We start from the raw sequence: 19,458 nt of genomic DNA, 5'->3' as shown, positions 1-19,458 counted from the left end.
TCTTTTCTTGGAAATTTTTCCAAGTCTCTTTTCAAATTGTAACAAATTTGAACTATTTCTTCAATGGATACTACTTGGAGATTGAAAAAGCCTAAGCAATTCTGCTTAAGCTAGCTTATTTGGTGCGCATTTCTCCTTGTGGGAAGTAAGTTCCTTCTGGCATGTCGTTGATGATGACATGGACAGCAGATTGAGGTGCTCCAGTGTTGCGAACAACAGCTTCTGTTACTTCCTTAGCAAGAGCTTTCTTTTGCTCGAGCGTGCGTCCTTCAAATAAATCGATGCGTACAAATGGCATAATAGCTTCCTCCACTAGTTTTTGATTTCTTCTATTTTACCACATTTTGCCGTTTAAAGCTTAAGAAAATTATGATATACTAGAATGTAGCAAAAATTTAGAAATGGACGTGAAGCAAGAAACATGGCACAGTTGTATTATCGTTATGGGACCATGAACTCTGGTAAGACGATTGAGATTCTCAAAGTGGCCTATAACTATGAGGAGCAAGGAAAAGGTGTTGTGATTATGACTTCAGCTCGGGATACTCGTGACGGTGTTGGCTATGTGTCGAGCCGAATCGGTATGAAACGCCCTGCTCTTGCGATTGAGGAAACAACTGATATCTTCGGCTATATCCGAGACCTATCTGAAAAACCATACTGTGTGTTAGTTGATGAAGCCCAGTTTCTCAAGCGTCATCATGTTTACGACTTAGCTCGTGTTGTCGATGAGTTAGACATACCTGTCATGGCTTTTGGTTTGAAAAATGATTTTCGCAATGAACTGTTCGAAGGCTCCAAATACCTCTTGCTCTTAGCAGACAAGATTGAAGAAATCAAGACCATCTGTCAGTACTGTAAGAAAAAGGCGACTATGGTGTTGCGAACTCAAGATGGTGTGCCAGTCTATGATGGCGAACAAATTCAGATCGGTGGAAATGAAACCTATATATCAGTTTGCCGTAAACATTATTTTGCCCCTGAAATCAATAAGGAGAATGAAGAAAAATGAACATCTATGATCAACTACAAGCTGTAGAAGACCGTTATGAAGAATTAGGAGAGTTGCTCAGTGACCCAGATGTGGTTTCGGACACCAAGCGTTTCATGGAGCTTTCAAAAGAAGAGGCTTCTACTCGTGATACGGTAACTGCCTACCGTGAGTACAAACAAGTCCTTCAAAACATCGTTGATGCAGAAGAGATGATTAAAGAATCTGGCGGGGATGCGGACTTGGAAGAAATGGCCAAGCAAGAACTAAAAGATGCTAAGGCTGAAAAAGAAGAATACGAAGAAAAACTAAAAATCTTGCTCCTTCCTAAAGATCCAAACGATGACAAGAATATCATCCTTGAAATCCGTGGCGCCGCTGGTGGAGACGAAGCAGCACTTTTCGCTGGAGATTTGCTAACCATGTACCAAAAGTATGCTGAAGCTCAGGGATGGCGCTTTGAAGTTATGGAAGCTTCTATGAACGGTGTCGGTGGTTTCAAAGAAGTCGTTGCCATGGTTTCAGGTCAATCTGTTTACTCTAAACTCAAGTACGAATCAGGTGCCCACCGTGTGCAACGTGTTCCTGTGACAGAAAGCCAAGGTCGTGTCCATACATCAACTGCCACAGTTCTTGTCATGCCTGAAGTCGAAGAAGTAGAATACGATATTGATCCAAAAGACCTTCGTGTTGACATCTACCACGCATCAGGTGCTGGTGGACAGAACGTCAACAAGGTTGCGACTGCTGTTCGTATCGTTCACTTGCCAACCAATATCAAGGTTGAAATGCAGGAAGAACGTACCCAGCAGAAAAACCGTGAGAAGGCAATGAAAATCATCCGTGCGCGTGTGGCTGACCACTTTGCTCAGATTGCCCAAGATGAACAAGACGCTGAGCGTAAGTCGACAATCGGTACTGGAGATCGTTCAGAACGTATACGCACTTATAACTTCCCACAAAACCGTGTCACAGATCACCGTATCGGCTTAACCCTCCAAAAACTAGACACAATTTTATCTGGTAAATTGGATGAAGTTGTGGATGCTTTGGTGCTCTATGACCAAACACAAAAATTAGAAGAATTAAACAAATAATGAAATTAGCTCAATTATTTTCAGATTTTGAAGAAGAGTTGATAAGACAAGGAGAGGAAGCTGAAAGCCTCTCTTTTGTCTATCGTAGCCTGAAAAACCTCACTTTTACAGACTTTGTTTTTGCCCTTCAGCAAGAGGTAAACGAGGAAGAAAAACAATTTGTAGAAGAAATTTTCCAGCAGTTAGCAGCTCATAAGTCAGCCCAGTATATCATTGGTCATGCAGATTTCTTTGGAATGCAGTTAAAAGTTGATGAGCGGGTTTTGATTCCTCGTCCAGAGACAGAGGAGTTGGTGGAGCTTATCCTGGCTGAAAATCATGAAGAAAATCTTAAGGTCCTAGATATTGGGACTGGAAGTGGAGCCATTGCCCTTGCATTAGCAAAAGCTAGACCAGATTGGTCAGTGACAGCAGCAGATATTTCCCAAGATGCTTTAGATGTAGCTAATGAAAATGCTAAAAATCAAAATCTTCAAATATTTTTAAAAAAATCTGACTGTTTTACAGAAATTTCTGAAAAATATGATATAATTGTTTCCAATCCACCCTATATCTCTCGTGAAGATGAGTCAGAGGTCGGCTTGAATGTCTTGCATTCGGAGCCTCATCTAGCTCTCTTTGCAGACGAGGATGGCCTAGCTATTTACCGTAGAATTGCGGAAGATGCAAAAGACTATCTCAAAGATGGTGGTAAGATTTACCTTGAAATTGGATACAAGCAAGGTCAAAGTGTTCCTGAACTTTTTAGGAAACATCTTCCTGAAAAAAAAGTTCGTACACTTAAGGACCAGTTTGGTCAAGATAGGATGGTTGTTGTTGATGATGGACAGGATTATACAAGAATTGGAAAATGGCGGAGCTGTCGTTTTGCCTACTGAGACAGTTTACGGTCTTTTTGCCAAGGCTCTAGACGAAAAAGCAGTTGAACATGTATACCAACTTAAACGTCGTCCTAGAGATAAGGCGCTCAATCTAAATATCGCCTCTCTAGAGGACATATTGCACTTTTCAAAGAATCAGCCAGCTTGTCTACCCAAACTTGTCGAGATCTTTTTACCAGGTCCCTTGACCATTATTCTCGAAGCCAATGACAGAGTTCCCTATTGGGTCAATTCTGGCCTTGCAACTGTTGGATTTCGGATGCCCAGTCACCCCATTACACTGGATTTGATTCGAGAGACAGGTCCCTTGATTGGGCCGTCTGCCAATATCTCAGGTCAGGCAAGTGGAGTGACCTTTGATAAAATTCTAGAGGATTTTGACCAAGAGGTTCTGGGTCTGGGAGACGATGCTTTTCTAACTGGACAGGATTCAACTATTTTGGATCTGTCTGGAGACAAGGTGAAAATCTTGCGCCAAGGGGCGATTAAGCGAGAAGATATTCTTGCACGGTTGCCAGAGATTTCTTTTGAGGAGGAATGAGATGCTAAGAGATTTGCAAGAAATAGATGTGAAAGCTATATGTGACATTAACCAAGAGGCTTTGGGCTATTCTTTTAGTCTAGAGGACACGGCTAGCCAACTAGCTAGACTGGCTCAGGATTCCCATCATTTCCTACTTGGTTATGAGGATGCAGCTAGTCATGTTTTACTTGGATATGTCCACGCTGAAGTTTATGAATCTCTCTATTCCAAAGCAGGATTCAATATCTTAGGCTTAGCGGTTTCGCCTCAAGCTCAAGGGCAAGGTATTGGTAAAAGCTTACTACAAGGGTTGGAGCAAGAAGCAAAAAGACGTGGTTATGGGTTTATCCGCTTGAACTCTGCCGATCATCGTCTGGGTGCTCATGCATTTTATGAAAAAGTTGGTTATACTTGTGATAAAGTGCAGAAACGGTTTATTCGCATCTTTTAGTTTACTTTCTTACTGTAAAATTAAATTAAGGGACCAGTCACACTATAAAGGAGAAGACCTATGATTTTTGACAAAGATGATTTTAAAGCATATGATGCTGATCTCTGGAATGCTATTTCCAAAGAAGAAGAACGCCAACAAAACAACATTGAGTTGATTGCTTCGGAAAACGTGGTTTCCAAGGCAGTTATGGCAGCTCAAGGGTCTATCTTGACGAATAAATACGCCGAAGGCTACCCAGGACGCCGTTATTATGGTGGTACAGATGTGGTAGATATGGTAGAAACTCTAGCCATTGAACGCGCAAAAGAAATTTTCGGTGCTAAATTTGCCAATGTCCAACCACACTCAGGAAGCCAAGCCAACTGTGCGGCTTACATGGCCTTAATTGAACCAGGTGATACGGTTATGGGGATGGACTTGGCCGCAGGTGGTCACTTGACTCATGGGGCTCCTGTTAGCTTCTCAGGTCAAACCTACAACTTTGTTTCTTACAGTGTTGACCCTGAAACGGAAATCTTGGATTTTGATGCTATCTTGAAACAAGCTCAAGAAGTAAAACCCAAATTGATCGTAGCAGGTGCTTCAGCCTATTCTCAAATTATCGACTTTTCCAAATTCCGTGAAATTGCAGATGCTGTTGGCGCTAAGCTCATGGTAGATATGGCTCATATCGCTGGTTTGGTTGCAGCTGGTCTTCACCCAAGCCCAGTGCCATACGCTCACATCACGACAACAACGACCCACAAAACCCTTCGTGGACCACGTGGTGGTTTGATTTTGACCAATGACGAAGAACTTGCCAAGAAAATCAATTCAGCTATTTTCCCAGGTATTCAGGGCGGTCCTTTGGAGCATGTTGTTGCAGCTAAGGCAGTTTCCTTCAAAGAAGTTTTGGATCCAGCCTTCAAGGAATATGCTGTCAATGTTATCAAGAACAGCAAGGCTATGGCAGATGTCTTCTTGCAAGACACTGATTTTCGTATCATTTCTGGAGGAACTGAAAACCACCTCTTCCTAGTGGATGTGACTAAGGTTGTAGAAAACGGAAAAGTTGCTCAAAACTTGCTGGATGAAGTCAATATTACCCTAAATAAAAACTCAATCCCTTACGAAAGCTTGTCACCATTCAAGACAAGTGGGATTCGTATCGGAGCAGCAGCCATTACTGCACGTGGATTTGGTGAAGAAGAAAGTCGTAAAGTGGCTGAACTGATCATTAAAACCCTTAAAAATGCAGAAAATGAAGCTGTCTTAGAAGAAGTGAGAAGTTCAGTCAAAGAATTGACAGATGCCTTCCCATTATACGAGGACTAAAACTTTTATGGACATTTATATTAAGAAAGCTATTATCCATCAGTTTAGCCCGGATGATACCGAGCTGTTCCTAGCGGATAAGTTTCTCAATATCACTCTAAAAATCGAAGAATACTTGCGTAAAAAAATTGAACGTGTGTATTCAGATGAAGCCAAGACTGGGATTTTCGAGGAAGAAAATCCCTTCTTCAATCACATCACAGACGATTTATTGGAGACATCAGTAACACTGGCTAATCTCTGGAAAGAGGAGTTCAGCATTTCAGAAAATCTCAAGACCAATGACTTGATTTTTGTGCAATTTTCTAAAGAAGGTGTAGAACATTTTGCTTTCTTACGAATTGCCCTGCGGGAGACCTTGACCCACCTCGGAGGAGAGGTTGATAATCCAATCAAGCTGACTCAGAATAACCTCCCTGGATTTGGAACGGGTGCTGACGAGGCCTTGGTGGTCAATCTTCAGAACCGCAAGTACCATCTGATTGAAAAACGAATCAAGTACAACGGGACTTTTTTGAACTATTTTTCAGATAATCTCCTTGCCGTAGCCCCTAAGATTTCACCAAAGAAATCTATCAAAGAACTAGAAAAAACGGCCCAGAGAATTGCTGAGACTTTTAACACAGATGATTTTCAATTTCAATCTAAGGTCAAATCAGCGATTTTCAACAACCTAGAAGAAAGCAATGAATTGTCGCCTGAGAAATTGGCCAACGACCTTTTTGACAACAATTTGACGGCTCGATTAAGCTTTATTGACCAAGTTAAAGAAGCTGTCCCAGAACCAGTTCAATTTGATGAAATTGATGCCAGTCGTCAGCTTAAAAAATTTGAAAACCAAAAACTTTCCTTGTCAAATGGAATTGAGCTCATCGTTCCCAATAATGTATATCAAGACGCCGAGTCTGTTGAGTTTATCCAAAATGACAATGGAACCTACTCTATCTTAATCAAAAATATCGAGGATATCCAAAGTAAATAATGTTTAAACGAATTCGAAGAGTGCTTGTACTAGCAGTCTTCCTTTTTGCTGGCTATAAAGCTTACCGCGTTCACCAAGATGTCAAGCAAGTTATGACCTATCAACCCATGGTGCGAGAAATCTTGAGTGAAAAAGACACCCCAGCAAACGAAGAGCTTGTGCTCGCTATGATTTATACCGAAACAAAAGGAAAAGAAGGCGATGTTATGCAGTCTAGTGAGTCAGCAAGTGGTTCAACCAACACCATCAATGATAACGCCTCTAGCATTCGGCAAGGTATTCAAACTCTGACAGACAATCTCTATCTTGCCCAGAAGAAGGGTGTTGATGTCTGGACAGCTGTTCAAGCCTATAATTTTGGACCTGCCTATATCGATTTTATCGCCCAAAATGGTAAGGAAAACACCCTAGCACTGGCCAAACAGTACTCTCGTGATACTGTTGCTCCCTTGCTTGGTAACACCACTGGAAAGACTTATAGTTATATTCACCCCATTTCCATTTTTCATGGATCCGAACTCTATGTAAATGGAGGAAATTATTACTATTCTAGACAGGTTCAACTTAACCTTTACATCATCAAATGTTTCACTCTCTTTTCGACATCTGGCTAGCCCAGGTGTTTTTGTTATAAGTTTTCTTTAAGATAGATATATTACTCTAGAAAGGTAAAGGAGGGAATTCCCTATGAGAAAGAAACTCTTTCTGACTAGTGCTGCGGTCTTGTGGGCAGTAACAGCTATGAATAGCGCCCATGCAGCAACAGATGTTCAAAAAGTCATCGACGAAACCTATGTTCAACCTGAATATGTCCTAGGTTCTTCATTGTCTGAAGATCAAAAAAATCAAACTCTAAAAAAACTAGGCTACAATGCCTCAACAGACACCAAAGAACTCAAGACCATGACACCTGATGTCTATTCTAAGATTATGAATGTGGCAAATGACTCTAGCTTACAACTGTATTCATCAGCCAAGATTCAAAAGCTAGGTGACAAGTCGCCACTTGAGGTCAAGATTGAAACACCAGAAAACATCACTAAGGTGACGCAGGATATGTACCGCAATGCGGCCGTAACTTTGGGTGTGGAACACGCCAAAATCACTGTAGCAGCACCCATTCCAGTTACAGGTGAGAGTGCCTTAGCAGGGATTTACTATTCACTTGAAGCTAATGGAGCCAAGGTGCCACAAGCCAACAAAGATTTGGCTCAAGAAGAGTTGAAGGCCTTGTCCGATATCAATGCTGAAAACAAGGACAAGTCAGGCTATGATGCTAATAAATTAAATGTTGCCCTAGCTGATATCAAGTCAGCACTCGCCAAAGCTAAAGAAAGTAAGGGAAATCTGACAGAGGAAGATGTCCGTAAAATTGTTGAAGATACCTTGAAAAATTACAAACTTGATCAGGTTATAACAGGAAACCAGATCAATATTATCATCAATTTTGCTTTGAATCTCTCAAAGAGTGATATCCTCAGCAATGCAGACTTCACTAAAACCCTGAATGACCTGAAACAAAGTATTGTTTCACAAGCTGGCGACAGTTTTAAAAATATCAACCTTAACTTTGATGCGGATAAGGCGCTAGAGGACGGCGGCAATTTCCTAAGCTCCCTCTGGCAAGCCATTGTCAACTTCTTCAAGAGTTTTGGTTCTTAAGAAATTTCATGGTATAATAGATGGTAACCGTAACGTTGCCGTCTTTTTTATCGGCCAATAGAAAGAGAAGAGAATGTTAAAGAAAAATGATATTGTAGAAGTTGAAATTGTCGACTTGACCCATGAAGGGGCAGGAGTTGCCAAGGTTGATGGTTTGGTCTTTTTTGTCGAGAATGCTTTACCGAGTGAAAAAATCCTCATGCGTGTCCTCAAGGTCAATAAAAAGATTGGTTTTGGGAAAGTTGAAGAATACCTTGTCCAATCACCATACCGTAATCAAGATCTAGATTTGGCTTACCTGCGTTCAGGAATCGCGGATTTAGGTCATCTTGCCTATCCAGAACAGCTCAAGTTTAAAACCAAGCAAGTTAAGGATAGTCTATACAAGATTGCTGGAATTGCAGATGTAGAGGTTGCTGAAACGCTTGGCATGGAAAATCCAGTCAAGTATCGCAACAAAGCTCAGGTGCCTGTTCGTCGAGTAAATGGTGTCTTGGAAACAGGATTTTTCCGTAAGAATTCGCATGACCTCATGCCTCTAGAAGATTTCTTTATCCAGGATCCTGTGATTGATGAGGTAGTAATAGCCCTACGAGACTTGCTCCGCCGTTATGATTTGAAACCTTATGATGAAAAGGAACAAGCTGGCTTGATTCGGAATCTTGTGGTGCGTCGTGGCCACTACTCAGGACAAATCATGGTGATTTTGGTAACTACTCGTCCTAAAGTTTTCCGTGTGGAACAATTGATTGATCAACTAATCAAGCAGTTTCCAGAGATTGTGTCTGTTATGCAAAATATCAACGACCAGAATACAAATGCGATTTTTGGTAAGGAGTGGCGCACACTTTATGGACAAGACTTTATCACTGATCAGATGTTGGGAAATGACTACCAAATCGCTGGACCCGCTTTTTACCAAGTCAATACTCAAATGGCAGAGAAGCTTTATCAAACAGCCATTGACTTTGCTGCATTAAAAGAAGACGATGTGATCATTGATGCCTATTCTGGTATCGGGACGATTGGTCTTTCTGTTGCGAAACATGTCAAGGAAGTCTATGGTGTCGAAGTGATTCCAGAAGCGGTTGAGAATAGCAAAAAGAATGCTCAGCTAAACAATATTTCAAATGCCCACTATGTTTGTGACACAGCTGAAAATGCTATGAAAAATTGGCTTAAAGATGGAATTCAACCAAGCCTTATACTAGTGGACCCACCAAGAAAAGGACTCACAGAAAGCTTTATCAAGGCAAGTAGCCAAACAGGAGCCGACCGCATCGCCTATATCTCATGTAATGTCGCCACCATGGCGCGTGATATCAAACTCTACCAAGAATTGGGATATGAGTTGAAGAAAGTTCAGCCAGTGGATTTATTTCCTCAAACGCATCATGTTGAGGCGGTAAGTTTGCTAGTCAAGGAGTAAAACGACGAAGATTAGCATTTACTTCCGCCCATGCGATAGCTGTCCGTGATTGACAAGTGCTAGCACGCAGACAGAACGGAGATAGCGAACCGCTGAGTGTGTCGCTCTGCTCGTAAAAGCTTAGAAACCTTTGAACGAAAGGGATAATGAAAGCCTTGATTGCAAGGCTTTTTGCTTTATGGTGGGTAAGTATCAGAGTGAGAAAATTTTTGGAATGAGTAGAAGTGATAGCTAGAAATTATCAGTTTCTATTTCCATTTACCCTGTGGGTACGTGTTTGTTTCCATTGACAAGGAGTTTGTGGGAATAGAAATGTACCCACCTTGTTTGAATCAAGTGAAGTGTAGTTGAAGGAAATCTGTTGAAAGCAATACTTCATTTTACCGAATAAGTAATAATTTAGGCAACTTCAAATCGATTAAAAAAAACTATTTTAAAGGTTAAGAGTAGACAAAAATTGTCCACTCTTTTTTGCAAACTCAATTTATCAATAAATGAAATGAGGGAATGTAAAATGAAATATTTTGAGGTTGAGTTAGAAAATCCTGATGAATTTTTAAAACTACAAACAGAAGATTTTGTGAAAGCTAATCGCTTGCTACTAAGGAAGATAATCCAGAGCGTTACAGTCTATGAAGAAAACTTCGTCATATCCTTTAAATCTGGCATCGAATTGGAAGTATGAGTCTCATTCCATAACTTTTATATTGAACATATCATCTTGTTGTGTTATACTATAAATTGATATAAACAAAGATGTAGGAGGAACCGAAACTATGACAGCCTCAATGCGTTTAAGATAAGCTGGCAATAAAAAAAGCAGAATCTATACCCGATGATAGGCTTTTTTGTTGTGCTTATTTATACGATATTGAGCATTCATTAGTTACGGTGAGGATATTGGTTATTTAACTATACCTTTATTTAACTATGTCTTTAATATGAATGTTTCCAAATTGTATGTATGCAGACCAAAAGCCACATTGTGGGGTTTGGCCTGCATTTTTTATTGCCTAGAATGCTATTCAAAATAGAAATTCAAGCAAAATAATATGCAGGAGATAATATAAATGGAAAAATACAACAATTGGAAACGAAAATTTTATGCAATATGGGCAGGGCAAGCAGTATCATTAATCACTAGTGCCATCCTGCAAATGGCGATTATTTTTTACCTTACAGAAAAAACAGGATCTGCGATGGTCTTGTCTATGGCTTCATTAGTAGGTTTTTTACCCTATGCGATTTTGGGACCTGCCATTGGTGTGCTAGTGGATCGTCATGATAGGAAGAAGATAATGATTGGTGCCGATTTAATTATCGCAGCAGCTGGTGCAGTGCTTGCTATTGTTGCATTCTGTATGGAGCTACCTGTCTGGATGATTATGATAGTATTGTTTATCCGTAGCATTGGAACAGCTTTTCATACCCCAGCACTCAATGCGGTTACACCACTTTTAGTACCAGAAGAACAGCTAACGAAATGCGCAGGCTATAGTCAGTCTTTGCAGTCTATAAGCTATATTGTTAGTCCGGCAGTTGCAGCACTCTTATACTCCGTTTGGGATTTAAATGCTATTATTGCCATCGACGTATTGGGTGCTGTGATTGCATCTATTACGGTAGCAATTGTACGTATACCTAAGCTGGGTAATCAAGTGCAAAGTTTAGAACCAAATTTCATAAGGGAGATGAAAGAAGGAGTTGTGGTTCTGAGACAAAACAAAGGATTGTTTGCCTTATTACTCTTAGGAACACTATATACTTTTGTTTATATGCCAATCAATGCACTATTTCCTTTAATAAGCATGGAACACTTTAATGGAACGCCTGTGCATATTTCTATTACGGAAATTTCCTTTGCATTTGGGATGCTAGCAGGAGGCTTATTATTAGGAAGATTAGGGGGCTTCGAAAAGCATGTATTACTAATAACAAGTTCATTTTTTATAATGGGGACCAGTTTAGCCGTTTCGGGAATACTTCCTCCAAATGGATTTGTAATATTCGTAGTTTGCTGTGCAATAATGGGGCTTTCGGTGCCATTTTATAGCGGTGTGCAAACAGCTCTTTTTCAGGAGAAAATTAAGCCTGAATATTTAGGACGTGTATTTTCTTTGATCGGAAGTATCATGTCACTTGCTATGCCAATTGGGTTAATTCTTTCTGGATTCTTTGCTGATAAAATCGGTGTAAATCATTGGTTTTTACTATCAGGTATTTTAATTATTGGCATTGCTATAGTTTGCCAAATGATAACTGAGGTTAGAAAATTAGATTTAAAATAAACAATATTGGAGGAATATTTATGTATCTTATTTTCATGTAACTCTTCCTGCTAAAATCGCAGGGTTTTCCCTGCATACAAGCAAATGAAAGCATGCGATTATAGACAGGAGGAAATGTTATGGAATTAATATTAAAAGCAAAAGACATTCGTGTGGAATTCAAAGGACGCGATGTTTTAGATATAAATGAATTAGAAGTATATGATTATGACCGTATTGGTTTAGTAGGAGCAAATGGTGCTGGAAAAAGCACTTTACTCAGGGTACTTTTAGGAGAATTAACTCCCCCAGGATGTAAAATGAATCGTCTGGGTGAACTTGCCTATATTCCCCAGTTGGACGAAGTAACTCTGCAGGAGGAAAAAGATTTTGCACTTGTAGGCAAGCTAGGTGTTGAGCAATTAAATATACAGACTATGAGCGGTGGTGAAGAAACAAGGCTTAAAATAGCACAGGCCTTATCGGCACAGGTTCATGGTATTTTAGCGGATGAACCTACGAGCCATTTAGACCGTGAAGGAATTGATTTTCTAATAGGACAGCTAAAATATTTTACAGGTGCACTGTTAGTTATTAGCCATGACCGCTATTTTCTTGATGAAATAGTAGATAAAATATGGGAACTGAAAGATGGCAAAATCACTGAGTATTGGGGAAACTATTCTGATTATCTTCGTCAGAAAGAGGAAGAACGTAAGAGCCAAGCTGCAGAATACGAACAATTTATTGCGGAACGTGCCCGATTGGAAAGGGCTGCGGAGGAAAAGCGAAAACAGGCTCGTAAAATAGAACAGAAGGCAAAAGGTTCTTCAAAGAAAAAAAGTACTGAAGACGGAGGGCGTTTAGCTCATCAAAAATCAATAGGAAGTAAGGAAAAAAAGATGTATAATGCTGCTAAAACCCTAGAGCACAGGATTGCGGCCTTAGGAAAAGTAGAAGCTCCGGAAGGCATTCGCAGAATTCGTTTCAGGCAAAGTAAAGCATTGGGGCTCCATAATCCATACCCTATAGTCGGTGCAGAAATTAATAAAGTATTTGGGGATAAGGCTCTGTTTGAAAATGCATCTTTTCAAATTCCGTTAGGAGCAAAAGTGGCGTTAACTGGTGGTAATGGAATCGGAAAAACAACTTTAATCCAAATGATCTTAAACCATGAAGAAGGAATTTCTATTTCGCCTAAGGCAAAAATAGGTTACTTTGCACAGAATGGTTACAAGTACAACAGTAATCAGAATGTTATGGAGTTTATGCAGAAGGATTGTGACTACAATATATCAGAAATTCGTTCAGTGCTAGCATCTATGGGGTTCAAACAGAACGATATTGGAAAAAGTTTATCTGTTTTAAGCGGTGGAGAAATTATAAAATTGTTGCTTGCTAAAATGCTCATGGGTAGATATAACATCCTAATAATGGATGAACCCAGTAACTTCCTTGACATACCAAGTTTAGAGGCTTTGGAAATACTAATGAAGGAGTACACCGGAACTATCGTGTTTATCACCCACGATAAACGATTACTCGAAAATGTAGCAGATGTAGTTTATGAAATTAGAGATAAGAAAATAAATCTGAAACATTAAATTTAAGGTAGTCGCTGGTCAGTATAGTCTGTTCTGGTTGGCGACTCCATTGTTAAAGAGTATAAAGACTTTAGATTTTATGAATATTAAAAATAGGAACAGTCAATTGAACTGCTCCTATTTTTCTGCTAAATATATTGTAGTTTTCTTATATGTATAATGATAGATTAGCGGATTCTCATCTACGGTACTTACTTCAAATATGAAGAAGTGATCGCGGTTATCTCTGGACTTTTCCTTATTGAGGACAAAGTAATTCTTACGTGAAGTCGCCATTGTTTTTAGGATATCATCAGTTAGGAAGGTCAATGGAATATTCATGTTAGAGTAGCGGTAGAAGTCACGTTCAAAATCTTGGTAGCTCTCGCTATAATAGTCCATTTGTAGGTGATTACGCTGAAACTCAAGCTGATTCATAGAGCACCTCCTCGACAAGTTCAATACTAATAATGTCTTTTAATTTCAAATTGATGTGACCTGTTGTAGTTTTTATCAAAATGAAATCTTTGGTCAGACTTGGTATTGTTCCAGTGTAGGAAACACGCTTGTTTTTTTCAATCACTTGAATGCGTGTGCGTAGCTGCCCGGCGTATACTTGACTGAGGAGTAATAATTTCTTCTCTAGTGATAAGTCAGACATGTACGTTACTTTGTTTGTATCATCAGAGAGTGCTGATGCATGTTCAGATAGGAAAAAGCCCATCCATTTTTGCATCTTTGTATCCTGGTACTCTCTTGCTGATTGAAATGGTAAATATGAACGGTCAATCATATCAAATCCTTTCTATGCAGAGGCAAGGGTATTTTTATCAAATTGAATCGTAAAACCTTGAATTCCCCCACCTGTGTAACATTCTTTAAAGCGATTGATTACCTCAGTATAGATTATCACAGATGAGCTTGTTGGCTTAATGCTAAATGTAAATTCCAATGGTAATCGGTTTTCAGATTTAGCATGTACTAGTCGTATCGATATTTCAGTTGTTTTGAGTTTTCTCTGACGAAGTTTTGAAGTTGCTGTTTCAACGATTCCATGTAAAAATCTTTCAAGCATTTCAATATCATTACATCCTTTGCTACGGATTTCTGAAAATTGTACTGTATTTTTTTCTTGTTTCATTTTAATCCCTCCAATCCACCCGCGGAATGACCACCGATAAGTTTACTGCGTTCAATATTTCTGGAACCTTCAGTTAGGACGGTTCCTTTTTGTATGGCTAAAAAACCAAACTGTTCTCTGACAACATCAATAGCTGTCTGAAGTCTATTATCTTTTTCAATTTGTTCTACATCATCAAAGAGTGATAGTAGAGTATAGCTTTCATCTACGAAGCCACTATAAGATACACCAATTTGTCTCACTGCACCAGAGGTGTATTTTTTCGGAATAATACAAGTACATGACTCACCATTGTTTTGGGGAGATTTGCGGGTTCAATTTTATTCTGAGCATTTATAGATTTTTTCATCTCAGTCCTAGAATAGCCAATATGAATAGAAACGACAGTAGTCAATACTAGGGCTACTGTTCCGTTCCACAGTATCATTTAAAAATCATTTTCACACCCTTTCGTCTATTAGTATAGAAGAAAGCTCTCAGCACATGTTGAGTGTGTGAGTTTGTTAGTGAGACGGAACTAATCCTCAAAAGGTTTCCCAAATCTTTTGAGTCCCACAAACGCATCATATTGATATGGGAGTATTTCACATTGTTTTTGGATAAATATTGTTAGACTGTAACTTTTATGTTGCAGTTTTTCAATTTATACATGGTATAATTAGAATAATAAAAGATTGAGGATTTTTTATGAGTAAAGAAGCAGTATTTCAAAATGTAGAATCACTACAACAAGTTGTAAACATAATTAATGAGGCAGCGGCAGCTCTTAATGATAAAACACGTACAATAAGAGAGAGTCCAATTCCAGAAGTGTTAGCTGGTGCATTGGGGGCAGGTATTGGTGGGATAGGTTCATTTGCAGCTCTTTATGGTTTAGGTACTGTAGGGTTATCAGCGGCTGGTATTACTTCGGGTCTTGCAGCTATTGGCGGTGTCGTTGGAGGTGGTATGGTAGCTGGAGTGTTTGTAATGGCTGCTCCAGTCGTTGTATTAGCCGGAGGCGGTATATTATTAGCTTCTAATCTAAAAAATAAACAACTTAAACAGGAAAAAGAACGGTTATATAAAGAAGCATTGCAAAAACATGAAGCTATTATACAAGCTCTTAAAACTGAGGCAGATGCTGATAAGGAACGCCTAGATTATTTACAGAGTTTAAATATCCTCCTAACTCAAGCAATTAAAGATTTGAAAAACGATTTAGGGGACTAACAATGAGTAAATTCATTTATTCTGATGAAGAACAAAAATTCAATAATATTTTAACTCATCAAACCAAAGAGTTAAATTTAATAAACAGACCCGATATGTCTATTGCAGAAGAACGTATAGAGGAAAGTGAAAAATTATTGAGAGAACTAGGCTATACTCTGACTGATCTACCAATAATAGATACCGAAACTAAAAAACGAACTATCGTTGTACCTAAATGGGAAGACTTAGTAATAAAAGCGGAGTGCGAAGTTGGTTCAATGAATGAACTAGATGCACTCTTCACAAATGAAGAATTGAAACTTAATCAATCAGTTATTCAATCATTGCAGGATGATTTTAACAACATTCATAAACTTGATAAAATTGATATATCGATTTGTGCAGGAGCTGGTATATTAGCAGCGATTGTTGATATACTTTTAATTGGAATACCTGAGAAAACTCCGAATGGTTTAAAAGGTGGCCCTTTATCTAATTATGTAAGAGACTGGTTTAATCAACGATTTCCTGAAGAAGAAATGGAAAAGTTGGCAAATTCAAAGGTCAGTAAAGTCCCATTTGATGCTCAAGATAATCGTCATACCAAAGTAAATGTTAATGGACTATCTGCATACTATCATAGATTGTTATCTCTTGGACATGATCCACTTCTTGGTTTAGTAATTGGTGTATGTGATATTCTAAATGGTAAGATGACTACTATTGATAAAACTGGGAAAATAGTATCTCAATTTATGGAGAATTACACAGATAGAAAAGAAAGTGATATTTTTGCAGCAATAGCAAAGCAGATAATCCATTTTAAATCTGATATTACGACATCAATGGGATTACCTGCACCATTGATGGGATTATTTAATTTGCTTCAGTTTGGAAAAATTGGCGATGAGGATCAAACAATAGCAGAAATAGTACAAGGAATGTATTACGAAGGTTATGATTTCATTCATTTTAGCAGTATGGCTATTTCTACAATGATTGTTGAAGTTATAGTCAGAATTGGATACTCTCTTAAGAGAATCAACGAAGGACATTCATTAAAAAATTCTATCCCTTTTTCGTTGGATAGAGAAAAACATCCAAAATTACATACGATGCTATTTATTGGACACTCTACAGCTACATCTGCTAATGCAGGGAAAATCTACTTTACAAAAAATCCTATGACTATAAATTACGCACAATGGATTACTTTTGCAAAATATTCATACTCTCAATTAAAATGGGTGCTTATTGAGAAATCCGAATTGAGAGCCTCATATGTTTCAGATAAGATTTATAAGGAAACTCAGGAAGTTTATGATAAAGTAAATCTTACCTTTAATAGCTTCAGTAATGATAGTGTAGTTATATTTGATTAAATTAATAAACTTAGATAAAAGGAAAACAATGAAAAAAAGTCTATACAATTTATTGTCAATGATTCCAATATATGGAACATTTTTAAAATTTTCAAGTAAAGGTGAAATGAGGTTATGTAGCCCACTGTATCAAGATTTTTTAGATGAAGGAATTAATCCAAATGATATATTCCTACTTCTTGAAAAGAAATATCCTGGTGAGGTAGTTACAAGAGATCGTTTCTACGAAGGTTATAGAGAAATACTGGAATCTTTGAACAAAGAGTAATAAGGAAAAGATTTTCTGTTATAGATATAATATTAGTGAAGTTTTAAATTCATTTGAGGGCAGAACACTTGTTGTTGAAGTAAATGATGGTTATGCATTGGGAAATTATGGCCTATCTCCTTTAAACTCAATCAATTTTCATAAAGCTAGATGGAAAGAAATGGTAAAACCCTATTTTGAAAAATATGATGTTTTTAACATTCCTGAAAGTGAACTTATAAATTTTTAGAAGGACCAAAAGTAAATCTGTAAAAAACTGTAACTAGTAGGTTACAGTTTTTTACTTTGAATAATGATATAATAGAATAAGAAGATAATAAAAACGCTATATGTTTGAAAGTTGATTAGGAAAATAGGAAATATGGAAACATTTGATATGATTATTAAATCATCAACTGAATTTGATAACAATTTAAATCTTGATGAAAATAATAGATATCTTTCATGGGAGAATTGTTATTCAGATTTTATTACAGGTCTAAAACTATTGCATTTTGAATTATAAAAAAGGAGTATTAACATGCCGACATATACCGACGAAGATATCAGAAAATTAAATAAAATCACATTAAAAATTGCTGGTGATTATTTAGGTATAAGTTCACAAGCAGTTGCTATAGGACTTAGAAATAATCTTCTCCCAATTGGTTTTGCTATTCATAACGAAGAAAGAGACAGACGTTTCACTGAGAGTTGGTCATATCATATTATTGCTGAAAGAATGATTTCATACAATCACGGTAAGCTATCTGAGATCCGTGTTGAAAATATTGAAACTAGTTTAGATAAAATTATAGAGGGATTTAACGGTTTAAAACAAGATTTACTTTTTATATTAAGCGAAAATGCAGAAGTGAAGAATTAGAGGTTTTTGAATTTGCGTTTTCGCTTGGTAAATATAAAAACGGTGATGTAAAATATAAGGGTAAAGGTGTTTCAAATGAAGATGATAAAGACCTTTTCTAGAGAAGAACTCTATGAAGAAATCTGGGAGATGAGTGCAAAACAAGTTGCATTGAAATATGATTTAAGCTATTCAAACTTACTTAAGAAATGCAAAGAATTTGAAATTCCAATTCCAAATGGTAGTTATTGGTATCGTAAGAATACTGGACAAGACTTAAGTGAACTTATCGTTCCATTACCACAAAATGACATAAATGAGGTTCATATTGATAGAAAAAGTTTAAAGAACAGTAGAATTAAAGCTGCTAAACATAAAGAAGATAGTACGGAGAATAAAAACGAAGATACTGTTAAACTTGATACAACTAGTATAAGAAGTTCATTATCATTTTTAGAGGACGATAAAATAGAGCTTATTATTGAAGCAGTTTCAAACCTAAACCAGGCTCCAAATAAGAGATTACATAAATCTGTAGCTAATCTAAGAGATAAAATCACAGAGTGGAATAAGAGGGAAAAAGCTGCTTCCTATCCTTACTTTGATTCTAGACACAGATACAATGATTTAAAAGAACCTAAATTTGTAAAAAATATTTCACTAAATTCTCTTCCACGTTTATATCGCTTTTTAGATACTCTAGTTACTGTAATTGAAAGAATCGGTGATAATGTAACTTCCAATTTGGATATTCAAATTGATAAGGATATCGTTCGTTTTGAAGTTATAGAATCAACAGACAAAGTAAGTCATGAATTAACGAAAGAAGAAGCTAAAGAACTAGCAGAGTACAATGATAGCGTTAAGTTTAATAGATATGCTTTTAAACCAAGAATAAAGAAGTATGACTATATTCCAAATGGAAAATTTCGATTTAAGATAATAGATGGTAAATACATTAAAGATACTAAAGAATTCACACTTGAACAATCAATCCCAGAAATAATTGTTTTAATTTATCAAGAGTATTATAAAGTTAAGAACTTACGACTTGAACGTGAAGAGAGAGCAAGACAATACGAAGAGGAGCAGGAGCGAAAAAGAAAATTACAAAATAGAATCGAAGAAGAGAAGAAGCGGACAATGTCTCTTCTTAATATGTTAGAAGATTTTAAAACAGCAAATGATTTAAGACTGATGGCTGATAAACTGGAGATAGAGGGGAAGCTTAGCAAAGAAGAAATTGATTGGATTAGATCCAAAGCTGACTGGATAGACCCAATAGTTTCTTCAACAGATGAATTATTAGGAAATAGAAATCATGAAAATTCTAGAGAACAAAAAGAACAATATCTAAGTGAGAAAAGGTACTATTGGTAAATTTGTTTTTATAGAGCATAGTGTTATTGGAGTAAATGATTAACTATTGTAGTAATAAATCATTTT

General features: G+C 37.5%; 23 protein-coding genes and 1 pseudogene. 19 read left to right on the top strand and 5 right to left on the bottom strand.

Annotated elements, in window-relative coordinates:
* Positions 1-115 precede the first annotated feature (115 nt).
* The gene (locus tag QP439_RS02040) at positions 116-298 is read right to left on the bottom strand and encodes a 4-oxalocrotonate tautomerase (protein WP_001117401.1); all 183 of its coding nucleotides are present in this window, start codon (positions 296-298) and stop codon (positions 116-118) included.
* A gap of 123 nt (positions 299-421) precedes the next feature.
* Between QP439_RS02040 and QP439_RS02035 the strand changes: the two genes are divergently transcribed.
* The 13 genes from QP439_RS02035 to msr(D) all read left to right on the top strand — a co-directional run bounded on the left by QP439_RS02035 (position 422) and on the right by msr(D) (position 13,204).
* Positions 422-1,012, top strand: a complete 591-nt coding sequence (locus QP439_RS02035) for a thymidine kinase (RefSeq protein WP_285387392.1) — start codon at positions 422-424, stop codon at positions 1,010-1,012.
* Entirely contained in the window at positions 1,009-2,088 is a 1,080-nt protein-coding gene (gene prfA, locus QP439_RS02030) for a peptide chain release factor 1 (RefSeq protein ID WP_001028815.1), read from the top strand. Before QP439_RS02035 ends, prfA begins: the two co-directional genes overlap by 4 nt.
* The gene (gene prmC, locus QP439_RS02025; RefSeq protein WP_285387391.1) at positions 2,088-2,966 is read left to right on the top strand and encodes a peptide chain release factor N(5)-glutamine methyltransferase; all 879 of its coding nucleotides are present in this window, start codon (positions 2,088-2,090) and stop codon (positions 2,964-2,966) included. Before prfA ends, prmC begins: the two co-directional genes overlap by 1 nt.
* Entirely contained in the window at positions 2,908-3,510 is a 603-nt protein-coding gene (locus QP439_RS02020; protein WP_254753787.1) for an L-threonylcarbamoyladenylate synthase, read from the top strand. Before prmC ends, QP439_RS02020 begins: the two co-directional genes overlap by 59 nt.
* 1 nt (position 3,511) lies before the next feature.
* Positions 3,512-3,943, top strand: a complete 432-nt coding sequence (locus QP439_RS02015) for a GNAT family N-acetyltransferase (RefSeq protein WP_285387388.1) — start codon at positions 3,512-3,514, stop codon at positions 3,941-3,943.
* A 60-nt stretch (positions 3,944-4,003) separates the two neighbouring features.
* The gene (gene glyA, locus QP439_RS02010; protein ID WP_285387386.1) at positions 4,004-5,260 is read left to right on the top strand and encodes a serine hydroxymethyltransferase; all 1,257 of its coding nucleotides are present in this window, start codon (positions 4,004-4,006) and stop codon (positions 5,258-5,260) included.
* 7 nt (positions 5,261-5,267) lie between these two features.
* Positions 5,268-6,242, top strand: a complete 975-nt coding sequence (locus QP439_RS02005) for a nucleoid-associated protein (RefSeq protein WP_285387384.1) — start codon at positions 5,268-5,270, stop codon at positions 6,240-6,242.
* Positions 6,242-6,856, top strand: coding sequence for a cell wall hydrolase Pmp23 (pmp23, locus tag QP439_RS02000; protein WP_261039330.1), 615 nt, complete (start codon positions 6,242-6,244; stop codon positions 6,854-6,856). Before QP439_RS02005 ends, pmp23 begins: the two co-directional genes overlap by 1 nt.
* Before the next feature lie 73 nt (positions 6,857-6,929).
* Positions 6,930-7,904, top strand: a complete 975-nt coding sequence (locus QP439_RS01995) for a DUF1002 domain-containing protein (protein WP_261804642.1) — start codon at positions 6,930-6,932, stop codon at positions 7,902-7,904.
* A 73-nt stretch (positions 7,905-7,977) separates the two neighbouring features.
* Positions 7,978-9,333 (top strand): 23S rRNA (uracil(1939)-C(5))-methyltransferase RlmD, encoded by a 1,356-nt coding sequence (gene rlmD, locus QP439_RS01990; RefSeq protein ID WP_049487159.1) that lies wholly within the window; start codon positions 7,978-7,980, stop codon positions 9,331-9,333.
* Positions 9,334-9,847: 514 nt separating this feature from the next.
* Complete coding sequence (locus tag QP439_RS01985) at positions 9,848-10,018, top strand: hypothetical protein (protein ID WP_000873143.1); 171 nt, start codon at positions 9,848-9,850, stop codon at positions 10,016-10,018.
* 385 nt (positions 10,019-10,403) lie between these two features.
* Positions 10,404-11,621, top strand: a complete 1,218-nt coding sequence (gene mef(A), locus QP439_RS01980) for a macrolide efflux MFS transporter Mef(A) (RefSeq protein ID WP_000417519.1) — start codon at positions 10,404-10,406, stop codon at positions 11,619-11,621.
* A gap of 119 nt (positions 11,622-11,740) precedes the next feature.
* Positions 11,741-13,204 (top strand): ABC-F type ribosomal protection protein Msr(D), encoded by a 1,464-nt coding sequence (gene msr(D) / locus QP439_RS01975; RefSeq protein ID WP_285387378.1) that lies wholly within the window; start codon positions 11,741-11,743, stop codon positions 13,202-13,204.
* 117 nt (positions 13,205-13,321) lie between these two features.
* On the opposite strand, the gene QP439_RS01970 is transcribed toward msr(D), so the two are convergent.
* Genes QP439_RS01970 through QP439_RS01955 form a run of 4 tightly spaced genes read right to left on the bottom strand, consistent with a single transcriptional unit; the run spans position 13,322 to position 14,566 of the window.
* Complete coding sequence (locus QP439_RS01970) at positions 13,322-13,621, bottom strand: DUF5960 family protein (protein WP_001072467.1); 300 nt, start codon at positions 13,619-13,621, stop codon at positions 13,322-13,324.
* A complete protein-coding gene (locus tag QP439_RS01965; protein WP_000567222.1) occupies positions 13,608-13,976 on the bottom strand; it encodes a hypothetical protein in 369 nt (122 codons plus the stop codon). The genes QP439_RS01970 and QP439_RS01965 overlap by 14 nt, the downstream gene beginning before the upstream one ends.
* A 12-nt stretch (positions 13,977-13,988) precedes the next feature.
* Positions 13,989-14,324 carry a DinB/UmuC family translesion DNA polymerase gene (locus tag QP439_RS01960; RefSeq protein ID WP_000806926.1) on the bottom strand — a complete coding sequence of 112 codons (336 nt, stop codon included), beginning with the start codon at positions 14,322-14,324 and terminating at the stop codon, positions 13,989-13,991.
* Positions 14,321-14,566 (bottom strand): hypothetical protein, encoded by a 246-nt coding sequence (locus QP439_RS01955; RefSeq protein ID WP_001813542.1) that lies wholly within the window; start codon positions 14,564-14,566, stop codon positions 14,321-14,323. Before QP439_RS01955 ends, QP439_RS01960 begins: the two co-directional genes overlap by 4 nt.
* Before the next feature lie 445 nt (positions 14,567-15,011).
* On the opposite strand from QP439_RS01955, the gene QP439_RS01950 reads away from it, so the two are divergent.
* The 6 genes and pseudogenes from QP439_RS01950 (at position 15,012) to QP439_RS01925 (ending at position 19,392) form a co-directional block, all read left to right on the top strand.
* Complete coding sequence (locus QP439_RS01950) at positions 15,012-15,536, top strand: hypothetical protein (RefSeq protein ID WP_000031285.1); 525 nt, start codon at positions 15,012-15,014, stop codon at positions 15,534-15,536.
* A gap of 2 nt (positions 15,537-15,538) precedes the next feature.
* On the top strand, positions 15,539-16,900 hold the full coding sequence (locus QP439_RS01945; RefSeq protein WP_285387374.1) for a hypothetical protein: 1,362 nt from the start codon (positions 15,539-15,541) through the stop codon (positions 16,898-16,900).
* A gap of 28 nt (positions 16,901-16,928) precedes the next feature.
* Positions 16,929-17,168, top strand: coding sequence for a hypothetical protein (locus QP439_RS01940; RefSeq protein ID WP_042751170.1), 240 nt, complete (start codon positions 16,929-16,931; stop codon positions 17,166-17,168).
* Positions 17,169-17,223: 55 nt separating this feature from the next.
* Positions 17,224-17,397, top strand: a pseudogene (locus QP439_RS01935) (ATP-grasp domain-containing protein); the annotation flags it as partial.
* Between the two features lie 291 nt (positions 17,398-17,688).
* A complete protein-coding gene (locus QP439_RS01930; RefSeq protein ID WP_285387372.1) occupies positions 17,689-18,033 on the top strand; it encodes a hypothetical protein in 345 nt (114 codons plus the stop codon).
* Positions 18,034-18,108: 75 nt separating this feature from the next.
* Positions 18,109-19,392 carry a cellulose synthase gene (locus QP439_RS01925; protein ID WP_285387371.1) on the top strand — a complete coding sequence of 428 codons (1,284 nt, stop codon included), beginning with the start codon at positions 18,109-18,111 and terminating at the stop codon, positions 19,390-19,392.
* Positions 19,393-19,458: the final 66 nt, after the last annotated feature.

The organism is Streptococcus sp. UMB1203 (assembly GCF_030217725.1).
Lineage (GTDB): Bacteria > Bacillota > Bacilli > Lactobacillales > Streptococcaceae > Streptococcus.
The sequence above is the reverse complement of the archived record's forward strand: the minus strand, read 5'-3'. Positions and strand labels throughout refer to the sequence as shown.

Excerpts from the sequence above, each read along its gene's own strand:
- rlmD (WP_049487159.1), top strand. The coding sequence starts at position 7,978 with ATGTTAAAGAAAAATGATATTGTAGAAGTTGAAATTGTCGACTTGACC.
- QP439_RS02015 (WP_285387388.1), top strand. The coding sequence starts at position 3,512 with ATGCTAAGAGATTTGCAAGAAATAGATGTGAAAGCTATATGTGACATT.
- prfA (WP_001028815.1), top strand. The coding sequence starts at position 1,009 with ATGAACATCTATGATCAACTACAAGCTGTAGAAGACCGTTATGAAGAA.
- QP439_RS02020 (WP_254753787.1), top strand. The coding sequence starts at position 2,908 with ATGATGGACAGGATTATACAAGAATTGGAAAATGGCGGAGCTGTCGTT.
- QP439_RS01930 (WP_285387372.1), top strand. The coding sequence starts at position 17,689 with ATGCCGACATATACCGACGAAGATATCAGAAAATTAAATAAAATCACA.
- glyA (WP_285387386.1), top strand. The coding sequence starts at position 4,004 with ATGATTTTTGACAAAGATGATTTTAAAGCATATGATGCTGATCTCTGG.
- QP439_RS01965 (WP_000567222.1), bottom strand. The coding sequence starts at position 13,976 with ATGATTGACCGTTCATATTTACCATTTCAATCAGCAAGAGAGTACCAG.
- QP439_RS01960 (WP_000806926.1), bottom strand. The coding sequence starts at position 14,324 with ATGAAACAAGAAAAAAATACAGTACAATTTTCAGAAATCCGTAGCAAA.
- prmC (WP_285387391.1), top strand. The coding sequence starts at position 2,088 with ATGAAATTAGCTCAATTATTTTCAGATTTTGAAGAAGAGTTGATAAGA.
- QP439_RS01940 (WP_042751170.1), top strand. The coding sequence starts at position 16,929 with ATGAAAAAAAGTCTATACAATTTATTGTCAATGATTCCAATATATGGA.
- QP439_RS02005 (WP_285387384.1), top strand. The coding sequence starts at position 5,268 with ATGGACATTTATATTAAGAAAGCTATTATCCATCAGTTTAGCCCGGAT.
- pmp23 (WP_261039330.1), top strand. The coding sequence starts at position 6,242 with ATGTTTAAACGAATTCGAAGAGTGCTTGTACTAGCAGTCTTCCTTTTT.
- QP439_RS01925 (WP_285387371.1), top strand. The coding sequence starts at position 18,109 with ATGAAGATGATAAAGACCTTTTCTAGAGAAGAACTCTATGAAGAAATC.
- QP439_RS02035 (WP_285387392.1), top strand. The coding sequence starts at position 422 with ATGGCACAGTTGTATTATCGTTATGGGACCATGAACTCTGGTAAGACG.
- QP439_RS01945 (WP_285387374.1), top strand. The coding sequence starts at position 15,539 with ATGAGTAAATTCATTTATTCTGATGAAGAACAAAAATTCAATAATATT.
- QP439_RS01985 (WP_000873143.1), top strand. The coding sequence starts at position 9,848 with ATGAAATATTTTGAGGTTGAGTTAGAAAATCCTGATGAATTTTTAAAA.
- QP439_RS01995 (WP_261804642.1), top strand. The coding sequence starts at position 6,930 with ATGAGAAAGAAACTCTTTCTGACTAGTGCTGCGGTCTTGTGGGCAGTA.
- QP439_RS01950 (WP_000031285.1), top strand. The coding sequence starts at position 15,012 with ATGAGTAAAGAAGCAGTATTTCAAAATGTAGAATCACTACAACAAGTT.
- QP439_RS01970 (WP_001072467.1), bottom strand. The coding sequence starts at position 13,621 with ATGAATCAGCTTGAGTTTCAGCGTAATCACCTACAAATGGACTATTAT.
- QP439_RS02040 (WP_001117401.1), bottom strand. The coding sequence starts at position 298 with ATGCCATTTGTACGCATCGATTTATTTGAAGGACGCACGCTCGAGCAA.